Source organism: Barnesiella viscericola DSM 18177, assembly GCF_000512915.1.
In the GTDB taxonomy this organism is placed as follows: Bacteria; Bacteroidota; Bacteroidia; order Bacteroidales; family Barnesiellaceae; genus Barnesiella; species Barnesiella viscericola.
Map to the genome: position 1 here is coordinate 1,120,181 of NZ_CP007034.1, position 14,739 is coordinate 1,134,919.

10 protein-coding genes are annotated in these 14,739 nt (G+C 49.5%); 2 read left to right on the forward strand and 8 right to left on the reverse strand.

All coding sequences use genetic code 11. The annotated features are described in order from the left end of the window. Positions 1-89 precede the first annotated feature (89 nt). From BARVI_RS04450 to BARVI_RS04480, 7 genes are all read right to left on the reverse strand, one after another. Entirely contained in the window at positions 90-1,472 is a 1,383-nt protein-coding gene (locus BARVI_RS04450; protein ID WP_025278070.1) for an undecaprenyl-phosphate glucose phosphotransferase, read from the reverse strand. A 136-nt stretch (positions 1,473-1,608) separates the two neighbouring features. Continuing rightward, positions 1,609-3,411: a DUF349 domain-containing protein gene (locus tag BARVI_RS04455; protein WP_038534265.1), complete on the reverse strand. Its 1,803-nt coding sequence runs from the start codon at positions 3,409-3,411 to the stop codon at positions 1,609-1,611. Positions 3,412-3,495: 84 nt separating this feature from the next. After that, positions 3,496-4,338 carry a CRISPR-associated endoribonuclease Cas6 gene (cas6, locus tag BARVI_RS04460; RefSeq protein ID WP_025278072.1) on the reverse strand — a complete coding sequence of 281 codons (843 nt, stop codon included), beginning with the start codon at positions 4,336-4,338 and terminating at the stop codon, positions 3,496-3,498. Positions 4,339-4,353: 15 nt separating this feature from the next. Then, positions 4,354-5,610 carry a M16 family metallopeptidase gene (locus tag BARVI_RS04465; protein WP_198016003.1) on the reverse strand — a complete coding sequence of 419 codons (1,257 nt, stop codon included), beginning with the start codon at positions 5,608-5,610 and terminating at the stop codon, positions 4,354-4,356. Between the two features lie 3 nt (positions 5,611-5,613). Beyond that, a complete protein-coding gene (locus tag BARVI_RS04470) occupies positions 5,614-6,387 on the reverse strand; it encodes a peptidylprolyl isomerase (protein WP_025278074.1) in 774 nt (257 codons plus the stop codon). A gap of 401 nt (positions 6,388-6,788) precedes the next feature. Continuing rightward, the gene (locus tag BARVI_RS04475) at positions 6,789-9,377 is read right to left on the reverse strand and encodes a T9SS-dependent choice-of-anchor J family protein (RefSeq protein ID WP_084546990.1); all 2,589 of its coding nucleotides are present in this window, start codon (positions 9,375-9,377) and stop codon (positions 6,789-6,791) included. A 330-nt stretch (positions 9,378-9,707) separates the two neighbouring features. After that, complete coding sequence (locus tag BARVI_RS04480) at positions 9,708-10,085, reverse strand: hypothetical protein (protein WP_025278076.1); 378 nt, start codon at positions 10,083-10,085, stop codon at positions 9,708-9,710. A gap of 181 nt (positions 10,086-10,266) precedes the next feature. Between BARVI_RS04480 and BARVI_RS04485 the strand changes: the two genes are divergently transcribed. After that, complete coding sequence (locus BARVI_RS04485; protein WP_025278077.1) at positions 10,267-10,905, forward strand: cytidylate kinase-like family protein; 639 nt, start codon at positions 10,267-10,269, stop codon at positions 10,903-10,905. Between the two features lie 19 nt (positions 10,906-10,924). Here the strand turns inward: BARVI_RS04485 and BARVI_RS04490 are convergent, their stop codons facing one another. After that, the gene (locus BARVI_RS04490) at positions 10,925-11,824 is read right to left on the reverse strand and encodes a Ppx/GppA phosphatase family protein (RefSeq protein WP_025278078.1); all 900 of its coding nucleotides are present in this window, start codon (positions 11,822-11,824) and stop codon (positions 10,925-10,927) included. Between the two features lie 340 nt (positions 11,825-12,164). Here BARVI_RS04490 and BARVI_RS04500 point away from each other — a divergent pair, with 340 nt between their 5' ends. Beyond that, positions 12,165-14,738, forward strand: coding sequence for a hypothetical protein (locus BARVI_RS04500; RefSeq protein WP_157232535.1), 2,574 nt, complete (start codon positions 12,165-12,167; stop codon positions 14,736-14,738). The last annotated feature ends 1 nt before the right edge of the window (position 14,739 follow it).

Here is a 14,739-nt window from a genome sequence, read left to right on the forward strand (position 1 = left end):
TACTACCTTGTGCCTACAAATTATGAGAAAGAGACCAGGCAGTACCCTGTGTTTTTTTGATTCCCTACTGATGAAGTCGGGGTTAGAGGTCAGAATGCATTCTTCTCGCCCTTGAAGGCGTTGAATACGGTAAGGAAGATAATCTTGATGTCGAGCCAGAAGTTCCAGTGCTCGATATACCACACATCGTATTCGACCCGACGCTCCATCTGCCACAACTCCCGGGTCTCACCCCGGTAACCGTTCACCTGGGCCCAACCGGTAATACCCGGCTTGATGAGGTGTCGCAACATGTATTTATCGATAATCTTGGAGTAGTCGAGGGTGTGCTTTACCATGTGCGGACGAGGGCCCACAACCGACATGTCGCCCAAAAAGACGTTAATAAACTGGGGCAGCTCGTCGAGACTGGTCTTGCGCAGAAACTCACCCACCCGGGTTTTGCGCGGGTCGTTGCGGGTGGCCTGCACTTCGTCGCTATCGGCATTGACCCGCATGGTGCGGAACTTGTAGCAATTGAACTCCTTGCCTTTGAAGCCTGTACGCTTCTGCTTGAAAAAGACAGGACCCGGCGACGAAAGTTTAACGGCTATGGCAATAGGTATAAAGATAACCGGTGAGCAGATGAGTACAACCGTAGAGAAAACCAGATCGAATGCCCGTTTTAACAATCGGGAATATACGTTCCTTAACGGCTCGGGGTGCAACGAAAGAACCGGCACATTCCCTACCAGCCTAAATTCGAGTTGTCGATGGATATAACGCCCTACATCGGGAACCATATAGAAAGAAATGGTATGGGCCTCGGCAAACTTCAACAACCGGGTAATTTTCTCTTCCTGCCACATGGGCAAAGCGCAATAGATTTCGTCGACATTATTTTGAAGGGCAAAATCCTCGACTGCCAGACAATTTCCCTGAAAACTGGGGAGCGATTTTTTCAGCGCCAGGTTATCGTCGAAAAATCCCATGAACTTGTATCCATATCCGGCATCGGAACGTAGCTCATCGAGCAGTTTTACACCCATTGTACCGGCCCCGACAATAACCACCCGTTTGAAATTATATCCTTTACGACGAAAGATTTTGAGGAGTTTGCGCGACCCTACCCACCAGACAGCCAACAACACGGATAAAAGGATATAGAATTTTATCAAGACTACCTCACTGAGGTATTCTATCTGAAGAAAAAATACCAGCAGCAGAAATGCCGCCAAGTGGCTCACTATGGCTTGCGATACTTTTACCAATACCCGGTCGACATGCAGGATACGCAACTCGTGGATATTGGAAAAGAACAGGTAGACGGGGAAATAGGAGAGATTAAGCAATAGCCAAATGATTTTCTCGGCAAATCCGTCTTCAACCCCACCTCCACACAGACAGACTACGGCATAGGCTATGTTCAAGCAAAAGAAATCGCCGATTACAATCAGCGACTTAATCATATGTCCATACCGACCTCGTGCCATACCTCTTTCTTATTTTGATATCTATTTTAGGGAGAGAGACTCTGTTCCCTCAAAAATTCCCCACAAACGGAGGAAATGACAGGGCAACTCAGTACCCCTCGAAGCTGCCCTGCCCTAAACTATACTTTCGCGTTCTTTATAAGTTCTTATCTATAAGTTGCACTTTCTGCTCGATTAGCTGCATCTCTTCTCGAATTTTTTGCATTTTCCGCTCCATTTCCTTCAAGAGACCGCTCGACTTCTTCGACGAAATATTCAAGAATCCCACATTATTCTCATAGGTTTGCAACTCAGCCTTCTTCTGATCATACATGCGCAGAAGCCTTTCACGCTCACGATAAAGTTTATCGTGATTGCCGTCGGCCATTTGCTGAACCGTAGCCGAGAAATTGCTCAACCGATTGCGGGTTTCGTTCATATTCAGGCGAGCGAAGAGTATATCGAGTTGTGCCTGGTATTCTTTATAGATTTTATCTTTCTCCTTGAAGGGCACATAGCCTATCGTGTTCCACTGAGCCATCAGTTCGCGCACGGTCTTGATAGCCTCATCGGGCTCGACCGACTCGTCGATGGCTTTCAACCGGGCGATAATCTCGCGTTTCTTTTCGAGATTCTCCTGCTCGGCCTGACGGGTAGAAGCCAACTGGCTGTTCTTTTGAGCAAAGAAATAGTCGCAAGCCGACACGAAGCGTTTCCAGATGGCATCGGAGTGTTTCTTGGCCACCGGCCCTATCGTCTTCCACTCTTTCTGCAAGGCAACGTAAATATCGGTCGTGGCTTTCCAGTCGGTGCTGTCTTTGAGGGCCTCGGCTTTCTCGCAAAGGGCTTTCTTCTTTTCGAGATTGGCGGCCATACGCTCCTTCACAGCCTTGAAATACTCGGCCTTGCGGGCGAAGAACTCATCGCAGGTTTTGCGGAAACGTTCAAACAGCACGTTGTTCATCTTGCGTGAAGCGAATCCCAGGGTTTTCCAGCGGCTTTGCAGATCGAGTACATGCTTGGTAGCTTCGTCCCACTGAGCAAACGAGGTGAGTGCATTCATGTCGATGGCTTCGATCTCTTCGCACAAGGCGGTCTTGGCCTCCTCGTTCTTACGCTCCACCTCCTTGCGGGCTTCAAAGAAACTTTGATAGCGCTTGTTTACCTCGGTCGAGGCGTCCTTAAAACGGTTCCACAACTCTTCGCGCAACTCCTTGGCCACCGGGCCTATAACGCGCCACTCATCGTGCAACAGTTGCAACTGCTTGAAGGCCGATACCACGTCGTCATTGGTCAACAGGGCTTCGGCTGCTTCGCACAGAGCGGTTTTCTGTTCAAGGTTCTTCTTGAAATCATAATCCCGCAACTCCTTGTTGATTTTCAACAGGTCATAGAAATTCTCGACACAGGCTTGAAAACTCTTCCACAGCCCCGATACGGCCGACGAAGGCAGCTCGCAGGGCTCTTTGAAGGCTTGTTGCAGCTCCTGGAAACGGGTATATTGCTTGTTGATGTTGTCCGAATCGGCCGTAATGGCTTTCATCTCGTCCAGAATCTGTTGCTTGCGGGCAAGATTCTCCTCTTTCTGCTTTTCGAGCGAAGCGGTGTATTCGGCCTTCTTCTCACGAAATACGGACAACAGGGATTTAAGGGTCTCTTCCAGTTCGTCGGGAGCGGGAACAAAATCCGACTCGGGATTACCGGCGGCGACAAAAGCGCTTTTCGCCTCTTCTATTTCGAGTTTTTTCTGTTTATAATAGGCTTGTTTCAATTCATCGACTTCTTCCTTGACTTCTTCAACCGGGCCTTCGACCAATTTTTTCAAGGTCTCCACAATCTCTTCTCGCGAGAGTTTGGGTGCCGGTTGTGCCGAATCTTGTTCCTCTTCGGCGGGAGTCATAGTTTGACCTGCATGGAGTTCTTCTGCATTCATATCAGGTTTTTCAAGCTCTGTTGTCATAGTATATCTTATTTTTTATGAAAGGGAATCCATTATTCTCTCATACAAATTAAAAAAATTTTTTTGTCATTTCATACAAAAAAATCAGATTATTTTCATGGGAGGCACCTCTTTTTCGGGCAAAGGTGTCTCTTTTTTACTGTCGGGGGCATCTCGGCGCAAGATTTCCACACACCCGAATCCCAGGTTTACCTTCTCACCCACCCCGGTCTCATACATGATTTGATGCAACAGGGGGTTCATTACGATTCTGAACTTGTACATATAGCCTATCACCTTCGATTCGTCGGGGGTAAACCGCATCATAAAAATGCCTTTGCGCTTGGGCTCGGAGAGGAGATTCCACGAGAATTGAGTATCGTCTTCAAAGGGACGCCCAAAGATGCGCTCATATTTGGCGAGTATGGAGCGATAGAAACAGTCGGCATAAGTGGGGTAATCGGGGCCTACGTACTCCATGCTGCGGTTGGAACGAGGCACCATGAAGACGATAGGCGACAAGGCCAGATACTCGGCTTCCACATCAAACTCGGGTACAGGACAATCGAGAATCTCTTCGACCTCCAACTCGACCCGGCTGCGGCGATCGCCCAGCACAAAGGAGATGCCCGAAAATAACCGTTCGACAAACTCACGGGTTCCCCGCACGGGCAGGAACGAAATCCACATCTGCACTTTCTTGACCAAGATGTGGAGCCGATCGCCTTCGACTCGAATGCGCGGAATGTAGAGATTGGAAAAGGAGAACAACCGATTGCGAAAATCGTCGACCGGAGCAAAGCCATTGCTGGAAAGCCAATGCAGATAGGCTTCGTAATTTTCACGAATGCGCCGATACACGGCTGCCGACAATTCGTACTGATAGCTCACCGGCAAGATGTTGCCAAAACTTTCGGACTTAACCGCCAAGACTAATTTAAATCGCATAACAACTACTCCATATCATTTATTGTCCGACGCGTCGGGAGTTGCCGCCTTGTACCACAAGGTCGAGCAGTTTTCCGGCGCAAACAGATCGCTCGCAATACGTTGCAAGTCAAGCGGAGCGAGTTTCTTATACCGCTCGACTTCATAATCGATATTCTCGGCACCTCCCAACAACTCATAATAGGCCAGATTGGTGGCTTTGTTCAGATAGTGTAAGTTGGAGAAAAGGTCGTTCGACTCGAAGCGGTTGACCACTTTATCGAGCTCCCGCCGGTCGACGGGTTTTTCGACGATTTGGCGCAACTCGGCTTCGATGGCCTCCTCGCCTTGTTCCAACGTGATGCCCGGCGAGAGTTTTCCCCGCAGGAGGAAGAGTCCCGGTTCGATGTCGCCAGTGACCGACGCATCAATCTCGGCAAAGAGTTTCTGCTCCATGACCAAATGCCGGTAGAGCCGGGAGGAGCGCCCCGAGGCCAAAATGTCGGAAAGGGCATCGCAAGCCTGATAGTCGGGGTGACGACGGTCGACCATGTGATAGGCCTTGAAGATGGCGTCGAGGGGGACGTTTCGCTCGACTGTCTGTCGGCGAGGCTGGGTCTGTGCCGGTTCTTGTGGCAAGTGCCGGAGAGCTATCTCGCGCCGGGGTATGGGGGCGAACCATTTTTCACACAAGGCCAGAGCATCGTCAAAGGGCAGACTGCCCGAGATGCTCAGTATGGCATTGTTGGGGGCATAGTGAGCGAAGAAGAACTGCTCGACCTCGTCGAGCGTGGCATCGGCAATGTGCGACACCTCTTTCCCGATGACCGGCCACCGATAGGGGTGCACCCGATAGGCCATGGGCCTGAGCAACAGGAAGGAGTCGCCGTAGGGCTGGTTGAGGTTGCGCTGCTTGAACTCCTCGATAACGACCTGCTTCTGCACGGCCAGCGACTCGGGCGAGAAGGCCAGACTGAGCATGCGGTCGGACTCCAACCAGAAGGCTGTCTCGATGTTGTGCGTGGGTGCGACCGTATAGTAGTTGGTCACGTCGTTGCTGGTCCAGGCATTGTTCTCGCCCCCGGCTTTTTGGAGCGGCGTGTCGAAGTCGGGGATATGGACCGAACCGCCGAACATGAGATGCTCGAAGAGATGGGCAAAGCCAGTGCGACGGGGCGACTCGTCTTTCGACCCTACATCGTACAGCAGGTTCAACGCCGTCATGCGAGTAGAGGCGTCGTAGTGGTGTATGATGCGCAGACCATTGGGCAGTATGTGACGGCGGAAGGGTATCACTTATTTCTCGATTTTCATTTTAATGACTTTGACATCGGCCACCGGTCGGTCGGCGGCACCGGTCTCGACCTGCTGTATCTTGTTGACCACGTCCATGCCCTCGATTACTTCGCCGAAAACGGTGTATTCGCCATCGAGATGGGGAGTTCCACCCACGGTCGTATAGGCCTCGCGCTGGGCCTGGGTAAAGGTGCGTTTACCCTCTTTCTTGATTTGTTCTTTCATCTGGGCGATAAGGGTATCCTGCAAAGTTTGCAGTCCCTGCATGTCGCGGGCCTTGCGCATGTTCAAAATCTCTTCACGATGAGCGGCGGCCAGCGACTGGAATACCGACTGTTCCTGCTGCATTTGCATCTGTCGCTCCATCTGGTCGAGCTGTTGCGGGTTGAACACCTTGCCGGTGACAATGTAGAACTGCGACCCCGAAGAGGCCTTCTCGGGGTTGACCTGATCGCCCTGCCGGGCAGCGGCCAAGGCTCCACGTTTATGAAAATAACGAGGATAGACAATTTCTGCGGGAACGGTATACCCCGGATCGCCCAGGCCCAGCATCTTGCCGGCGGGGGCATTCTTGGAGGTACCGTCGCCACCTTGTATCATGAACTCATTGATTACCCGATGGAACAGGGTTCCGTCATAATATCCCTCGTTGACCAGTTTCACGAAATTGTCACGATGTGCAGGAGTCTCGTCGTAAAGTTTTACTTTGATATTTCCCAAAGAAGTTTCCATAAGGACAACCGTCTCCTTATGTCTTGTCGAGGCACAACTCATACTAATTACTATTAATAAAACGATAAAATAAATTCTGTTATTCATATACCCGCCATTTTTACTACTTTATTCCAGTAGACGCGATAGATAAAGGGGAGGGATTTCTCCATTCGCCTTTATCAGAGCCGCATTTTATACTTTTCAAAACTTAACAGGGATTGTATACAAAAGCCTTCTGTTCTTCGGCATTTATTGAGATGCATCTTATTCTACAAATATAACGACAAAAAATAATCCAATAATCATTCACCTGTACCGTCGAATCCGTATTGTTTTTATTTTGGTTCTCCTATTATTCACAAAGGTACAAAATTAAACGACTTCTTAACATAGAAAAATAGAATTTTGTATTTATGAGAATCTTTTCCTTACCGGGACTGAGATTTTTGCGGACTTGACCCTTAATATTTCACCACTCGCACGGTAACCACGGCGTGATCCCGGGCAACGGTTACGAGATAAACTCCTGCCGGGAGATGGTGCAGTGAAACGGACGTCACACCGGCTCGTGACATCACACAGTTCCCTACCAGGTCATACACTGTCACCCGGGCTATTCCACCGGACCATCTTAGATAGCCGGTCGTGGGATTGGGATACACGGTAAGGTGAAACATCTTCTCATGACCGACAGAGAGTGCGGGCATCTCCTCGATGTCGCCAATATAGATTTCGTCCAAAGAGGCTCCGCCCGGCACCCGGGTATTCTCGGAGGCGATAAAGCGCCAACGCATATTCACCCGCTTGCCGGCATAATTATCTAACAGAACATATTTATGACGCCAGCAGAGGCTATCCTGCGTGTAGGCCAGGGGAATCCAGTCGTCGGTATCGACCGGTTTGATTTCAAAATAAAGGGTGCCTGCGTCATCGTCGACTTCGTCAATAGGGAGTTCGGTCACAAATTCGTCCTCATAACCGGTATACAACTGAGTACACAAGGCTCTGCCCCAAGCGAAAGAGGCAACCATGCCGTCCGTTGCGGGGAGGGCTATCTCCGGGGTGGTCAAGGTCGAAAGAGCACTGCCAAAACTGTGATATACCGATGCGGAATATTCACCGGCAAATGCTCCGATACTGTCAGGGTCCCACGATTGAATGCCTTTGCCTTCATATTCGCTTTTCCAACCCTTCGGAGGCACGGCCCCGGCATCAAAATTCATCGTATAGGGGAAACGGCTTATCGATTGGTCGGCCATGGTTGTAAACGACCAGGTATCGCCCTGCTCGTTCTTCCCGCTCGAATTGTAAGGGACTACCCGCCAATAGTATGTGGTATTGGGAGCCAATTCGGGAATAACACGGGAGACCGCTGTATTCCCTTCGAGACGAACATGATTCAAGACCGAGATGGGATTATCACGGTTCGTCCCTACCGAAAGCTCATAGCCGTCGGCAAACTGGGCAGGAGCCCACGAAAGAGCCAGACGAATGTAATCGACATCAACAACTCCATCGGAGGGGATTGGAGAGGAAACGCCCATGGGGATACCGTCTATGCCATATAATTGGGGTAACACCACGTTGTCAAAATAGAGCCTGGTTTTTGAGTTGTCGTCAGGGACTCCATTTCCCGACTCAGACTCACACGTCCAACGCAAATAGACTTCGTCATCAACCACGGGATTGCCCTGCGCGTCTCTGATCTCAATCTCCTCCCGCATCCATTCGTTATACCTGCGGTCGTCGGGCGAGCGCCACAATTCGGTCCAACCGGGGTCAGACCCAGTCTTATAATAGCAAATAAAGGAGGTGGAAGGGAGGAATGAACCGTCGGCATACGATTCGTCGGCAAATTCGATGTAATCGAATTTCACCTTCCCGGCTCCGTCCGAAAGATTCAGGCGAGGAGACACGATTTCGCAGAAAGCCTCATCGCCTGCCGTAACCGATTTTATACCCGAAGCCGCCATCTCGCCGGTCGTATGCCAACCGGTATTGAGAGTCCAGCCGGCCGGGGGAAAAACATCGCTCTCAAAGCTCTCCAAGGTAAAGCCCTCTTCAAGCATCACCTTCGTTCCCTTCAAATTGACGTAGAGGGGGCCTCCATTGGTATTGATCTTCATCACAGCACTACTTGCTCCATCGAGTGTGGGCGTGTAGTAAACGCGATACGTAAGTTTTTCTCCCTGCTCCAAAGCCACCGTTGCAGGGTCGAGCGACGTAGAAAAATCGGTACCGTCGAGCCCTTCGATATGGGAAACGGTCAGAGTTCCATAGCCCGAATTGCGGATTGTCAAAAGTTCGGACTGAGCCGGATAACCTATATAGGAATTGAAAAACTCATAGGAGGTAGTACCTTCCGCCTCGGGGTAGAGCCCGGTGCCTTGATCTCCTACCCGCACATCGTCGACAGCCAGCCGGGCCCGCGTGTAATGGTTTATAACGAATGACTGGAAATAGAAAGCTATTTTTATCGTTTGCCCCACATATGCTTGCAGGTTAATCTTCGGAGCTGCTTCTGACAAACCATTTGAATTTTCCATGCCGCCCTCGTTCCAGGGCCAGGAGAGCCCCGAGTTTTCTACATCTTCCTGTGATGCGGCATTCCACAAGTCGTGCCATGTAGCACCATTGTCGGTGGAGACTTTAACCAAAAACCGGCCATAGATTCTATCGGATTGTATGAACGAAGAAGCATTGCAACAAAAGGTAAACGAGAGCGAGGATCCCTGGGTAATCTTTACAGCCGGAGAGATGAGCCATTCTTCTTTCGAGATATTGGCAACCCCCTCATTGTAATAGCTCTCAACTACGGCAGATCCGGCTCCGTTCACGATCAGACTCCCGTCTTTATTCCAATTCAGCCCCCAGTGAGCGAATGGATTTGCCTCTAATTGAGCCGGCAGTTCAGTTCCCTTTACAGTCCATTCGACAGGCGGAAATACCTGACCTTCAAAAGTCTCGTTCAATACAAGATTATCAGCCGAATGGACTTTCGCACAGCCTAACAACAGTACAAAAGCAAGCACGATTATTCTTTCTGCCATGAGTTATTTTATTAGATTAAATGATAAAAAAAGCCATTCTCCATGTGTGACCGGGCGGCGGCAACCTGCTAATTCGTTCGTCACAAATATACTAAATTGTTATTAACATCTTTATTTTTTATTCAACATATAACAACCAAAATTCCCGCTGCACATAAAATGACGATTATCCATATACAATATCTTCCCATGGAAGAGGGCCCGATATACAACCTTTTTCATGAAGACTGTCGGGAAAGGTCACGCTTGATTCCATAAAAAAACCGCCTTCCCCGATTAGGGAGAGACGGCCTGTTATCTCGTTGATACCAACTCTTTTTACTACCGGAATCAGATGATGTCGTTGGAGTAGATGCGCTTGTAGATGCGTCGGAAATTATCGCTCGCCCGGTTCAATTCCTCCACATGCGATTTGTAGTCTTCGCCCCAAATGCCCGGGAGCAGATCGACAATGTACTTGTGCTCACGGTCTTTTTGCAGAGAAGCGGCAATGAGTTTGTCGATAATATCCTTGTACTTGTCGGGACCGGTCGCATGGAGATAGAGAGCAGCACTCACGGTAATCTGCCCGGTGAGGTCAACCCGGATAATATTATCGGCCAAGGCTGGCATATCGTCGTCGCAGGTACCCATGTGGTTGGCTATATATTCGTAGGTAAGCAACCCGTCGGTATCGCTGCTTAATATTTTTTTCAACTCGTTATTCATAGTTTACCTCTTTTGAATGTCACAAATTAAATAAAAACTTTTGTCGTCACAAAATATTTCTCAGAAACAGTTTAGGAGGAGGAGACAAAAAGCCAAATCTCCACTCAAAAAATCGGTCGGGATTATAGGAAATCCTATTTTTTTACTGTATGTTTGTTGAATAATCTCGAAATATACAATCATGAACAACAATCTCATTATCACCATAGGCCGACAGTTTGGCAGCGGGGGCCGGGAAATAGGCAAACGGCTGTCCGACTTGTTTGGCATTGCATACTACGACAAGGAGTTGATTAACGAAGCCTCAAAATCGAGCGGATTGAGCACCGAATATTTCGAGAAGGCCGACGAGCGTGCCCCAAGCGCCCTGCTCAATTCATTCTCCATCAACTGGCTTACCGGAGCGGGAGGCTTATGGGGTGACGGGGGATTGTCGAACGAGTATATCTTCAAGTTTCAGTCCGACGTAATCAGGCATTTGGCCGAGACCCAATCGTGTGTCATCGTGGGGCGGTGTGCCGACTATATCCTGCGGCAGTATCCCCGATGCTACAACGTGTTTATCCATGCACCTCTCGAAGACCGTATTGCGCGAATCCTGAGCCGCTCTACCAATATCACTCGCAAAGAGGCTATTGAAATGGCTGAAAAGAAGAACAAGTTGCGGGCTGCTTACTACAATTTCTATACCGACAAGGGTTGGGGTGTGGCCTCATCGTATGACCTGTCGATCGACTCGTCGATACTGGGCAGCGAAGAGACAGCTCTCTTTATCAGAGACTTTATCATGAAGAAAGACCAACGGCCCAAATGGGAATAGGACGCGGTAACCGCCACCGTCAAGATTTGTGCGATTTCAAATAATCGGCGCAAAGGGAGTAGATGATGCCGTCGACAATGCCAATGGTGGGGACCCATATCTCCTGGGCTCCGATGTGGGTGGCTATCTGCAAATAGATGTCGGCAGCGGGTACAATGACATCGGCTCGGTCGGGTTTCAGACCGAAGCGTTCGATACGGTCGACAATGGGATAGCTGTTCAATTCGTTTCGCAATGCCAGCAACTGCTCAACGGTGAGGGGATCGTGAGCCGGGATTCGGGCCAGATGGTGCAGTTTGTTGATGTTCCCCCCCGACCCGATGATGGAAATTTGGGGATACTCTTCCTTGACGCGTTTCAAATCGCGATACATGCGGTAAAGTTCACTGCGGCTCAGCTTCTTGTTGAGAATGCGCACGGTACCAATGTTGTAGGATTGTGACTGCAACAGCTCCCGATTGCTGATGATGCTGACCTCGGTACTGCCCCCGCCTACATCGACATAGACAAAATTACCGTCCTGCTCAAACTCGTCGACGATGTGACTGTCATAGACGATGCGAGCCTCTTCGAGGCCGTTGATAATCTCGATGTGAATACCGCTTTTCTCAGAGATATAACGCACGATTTCGGCACCGTTCGACGAGTCGCGCATGGCCGAGGTGGCACACGCCCGATAGGCGACGACGTTATAGACCTGCATCAGTTGCGAAAAGGCGTGCATGAGGCGCAACAGTTTCTCGGTCTTTTCGGTCGAAATGCGCCCGCGAGTGAAGGTGTCCTGCCCCAGTCGCAACGGAACCCGCACAATGAAAACCTTGGCCAAATCGGAAACTTTCTCTCCCGCAGTGATACCCTTGATAAGTAACCGCACCGCATTGGAGCCTATATCTATCGCAGCGAAATTGAGTTTATCCATAGCGCACCTTCTTTTCTTCCAAGCGAAGATACACAATTATCCCATATAACAGGCCCTATCTGTTCAAGAATCTCACAGCAAAAATACAAATGCCGCCACACAGGTCGAACCAACGTACCGCCCCATGTGTTTTTACAACAGGGCGCAACTTAGTGATTGGTTATGCTTGGGCAAATGCGCCTTCCCCGCACCGAGGGGACGGAGGCTTCTTCCCGCTTTTTGTTTTTCAGGGATTTAATCAATAATATCGGGGGGAAGCTTCTTTTTTTCACCCAAAGTATCATCATGCCACAAGGACCGAAACGAGGGGTATTACCTTTACCCCAAAATTTTCAGTCCTATGAAATCAAGATTTACTTTTAACGGAATAAGACGTGCAACCTCACCGGCTTCGGCCCAACCCGGCGACTGCTTGTCAATCGTCAATTTGAAACAAAAATCGGGGAGTCTCGTGCCCGCAGGTTCGCCCGAAGTATACTACAAGATGAATGACCCCGACTGCCGACTACTCTATATACACAACTGTTACGATGGGGAGCACTACATCTCGGCCGACCAGAATCTTCTATACCATGAGGCCTTTGCCGACAAGGAGACCCAAGAGTTGACCAAGATATCCGAGAAGATACTTGTACTGGAATCACCGGTTACCTCGATTCAGTCAATAGGCAACACGCTCATTGTTGTCTGCTCGGAGAAGGTATATTACCTGCTCTATAAGAATAACGCCTATTCAAACCTGGGGGAGAGACCCGAGATTCCCGAAATTTCGTTTTATCCCTACACCAAATACACCGATGCCTATAACGTGAGCGAATATACCTTTATGAAAGGCTATAACACGCCTACACGCCTCGATACCGAAGACATCAACTATTTCAACACGGCCTACTACAACGCCTTTTTCCAGCTGCAAGAAAAGGCCTGGGACCGATATTATTTCGTGCAGCCTATTCTCATACGCTATGCGCTGAAACTGTATGACGGCAGCTACCTGTATGCCTCGTCGCCCGTCATGCTGGCTCAGCCCGACCCCATACAGCCTTGCAGAATGAGCATTCGGTTGAAAAATTCGAATGAACTCTGTACGGGCTCTTCCCAAGGACAAATCATCGCCGGCAATTACAGCATCAGCTATTTTGTACATAGTATAAACCTCAATGACTGGTCCGACATCGTGAAGAGCATCGACATCTATGCGACTCCCGAAGCTACGATTTTTGAACCCGACCAGAAACAGCAGGGGTTGACCTATAAAATCAACCGCACCGAATCGAACGGAATTGTTTCCTTCGTCCTTAACGGTGACATTTCATTTCTGGATCAAGAGACTATTCAGAAGCGATACTTGCAGAGCCCGCTCTTCTACAAGATTGCCTCCATCGAAAATTATACCGAGTTGGAAATCGGACATTCCTACGACATTGACAACAAGATTCGGCCCGATATGCTGGTGCACGAAGAGGTTCTCTCGCCCGACAATACCACCTTGCTCTCCACCGGGGCTCAGGTGAGCTATGTATACAACAAGCGGCTCCACCTGGCTAACCTGACCCGGAAACTGTTCCCGGGATTTCCATTGAGCCTGTTCAGGGCCGACCAAAGATATACCGGTGTGGCTACCGCCTACATCGTCACCTATCTCAAAACCGAACGCGGTGAGAGCCGTGTTGTCTGGAGCGGACAACTGAATTTCTACGGCGTCAACTTCTCCCCACTCCTCTCCTATCCCGACAGCAATGCCTACCAGATGGATATTGTCGTGAAATATGGAACGATGATTTACCGGGGTTCTTTCCCGCTTACCCCTTCGGAGTATGAGAATCGGGCCGACTATCTCGAACCCTCATTAACTCCCATTGTCTTAAAATCCGACCCCTCGGGAGGCTCCTCGCTGGTCGTTCCACAGCCCGAGAACGATACCTATCTGCAAAACAACATCTTACGGGTATCGAAGCCAGAGAATCCTTTCAGCTTCCCGGCCGAACTGACCTATGCCATCTCCAACAAGGATATTATCGGCATTGCAACCGTCACCTCGGCGCTGTCGGAGGGACAATTCGGCGAATTTCCCCTCTATCTGTTTACCGAAGAGGGTATCTGGGCCTTACAAAACGGATCGGGTGAGACTTGCTATGGGTTGCAGCACCAACTGAGTCGAGAACCCCTCTCGAAAGATTATCCCATCATACCTCTCGAAGAGGCTGTCGTGTTTACCTCAAACAAAGGACTTTCCTTTCTTCAAGGCGCCACGGTGCAATCACTCTTGTCTTTCGATGAAATCATTTACGAGGACAATAATCTCGTGAAGTTTCAGGACATCAGTGAAACCCTTCTGTTGTCGACTTACGACAGTACACCGCTTAGCCAATATATAAAAAAGAGTATCATGGCTTATAATTCGCTCGATAAAGAGTTGATTTTCTGCCAACCCGGGCAGCAATACTCTATCGTCTTGTATCTACCCACCCTCTATATGTACCGCACGACTCAAACTTATACCTCTTTCCTCTCCGATGCCAGCCATCTGTTGGGACAAAATCAGTCGGGGGTAGTCTATAATTTGAGGGAAAAGGCAACCTCCTTTAATCAGGAAGTGTCGATTCTCTCTCGTCCCATCTCGTTTCAAAGTGATACCTTACAGCGATGGCGAGAAATTTCATTACGAGCCTACAATTCCATACAGAATGTTGTACTCTCCCTGTGGGGGGGACATGATCCCGAAGATGCATTCACATGCGTGGGGCAAATATCATGTTCCCAGGCATTATCCGGCAGAGTGACCCTGCGGGTCACGGGACCAGCCTACAAATATTACAGGATTCTAATGACCGGCATTGTATCGAGCGACTTTCACCTAGATGCCGTCGATGTGATTTTCAACCTCATCGACCACCCCTACCGATTGCGATGAG

Excerpts from the sequence above, each read along its gene's own strand:
- BARVI_RS04450 (WP_025278070.1), bottom strand. The coding sequence starts at position 1,472 with ATGGCACGAGGTCGGTATGGACATATGATTAAGTCGCTGATTGTAATC.
- BARVI_RS04455 (WP_038534265.1), bottom strand. The coding sequence starts at position 3,411 with ATGACAACAGAGCTTGAAAAACCTGATATGAATGCAGAAGAACTCCAT.
- cas6 (WP_025278072.1), bottom strand. The coding sequence starts at position 4,338 with ATGCGATTTAAATTAGTCTTGGCGGTTAAGTCCGAAAGTTTTGGCAAC.
- BARVI_RS04470 (WP_025278074.1), bottom strand. The coding sequence starts at position 6,387 with ATGAGTTGTGCCTCGACAAGACATAAGGAGACGGTTGTCCTTATGGAA.
- BARVI_RS04475 (WP_084546990.1), bottom strand. The coding sequence starts at position 9,377 with ATGGCAGAAAGAATAATCGTGCTTGCTTTTGTACTGTTGTTAGGCTGT.
- BARVI_RS04480 (WP_025278076.1), bottom strand. The coding sequence starts at position 10,085 with ATGAATAACGAGTTGAAAAAAATATTAAGCAGCGATACCGACGGGTTG.
- BARVI_RS04485 (WP_025278077.1), top strand. The coding sequence starts at position 10,267 with ATGAACAACAATCTCATTATCACCATAGGCCGACAGTTTGGCAGCGGG.
- BARVI_RS04490 (WP_025278078.1), bottom strand. The coding sequence starts at position 11,824 with ATGGATAAACTCAATTTCGCTGCGATAGATATAGGCTCCAATGCGGTG.
- BARVI_RS04500 (WP_157232535.1), top strand. The coding sequence starts at position 12,165 with ATGAAATCAAGATTTACTTTTAACGGAATAAGACGTGCAACCTCACCG.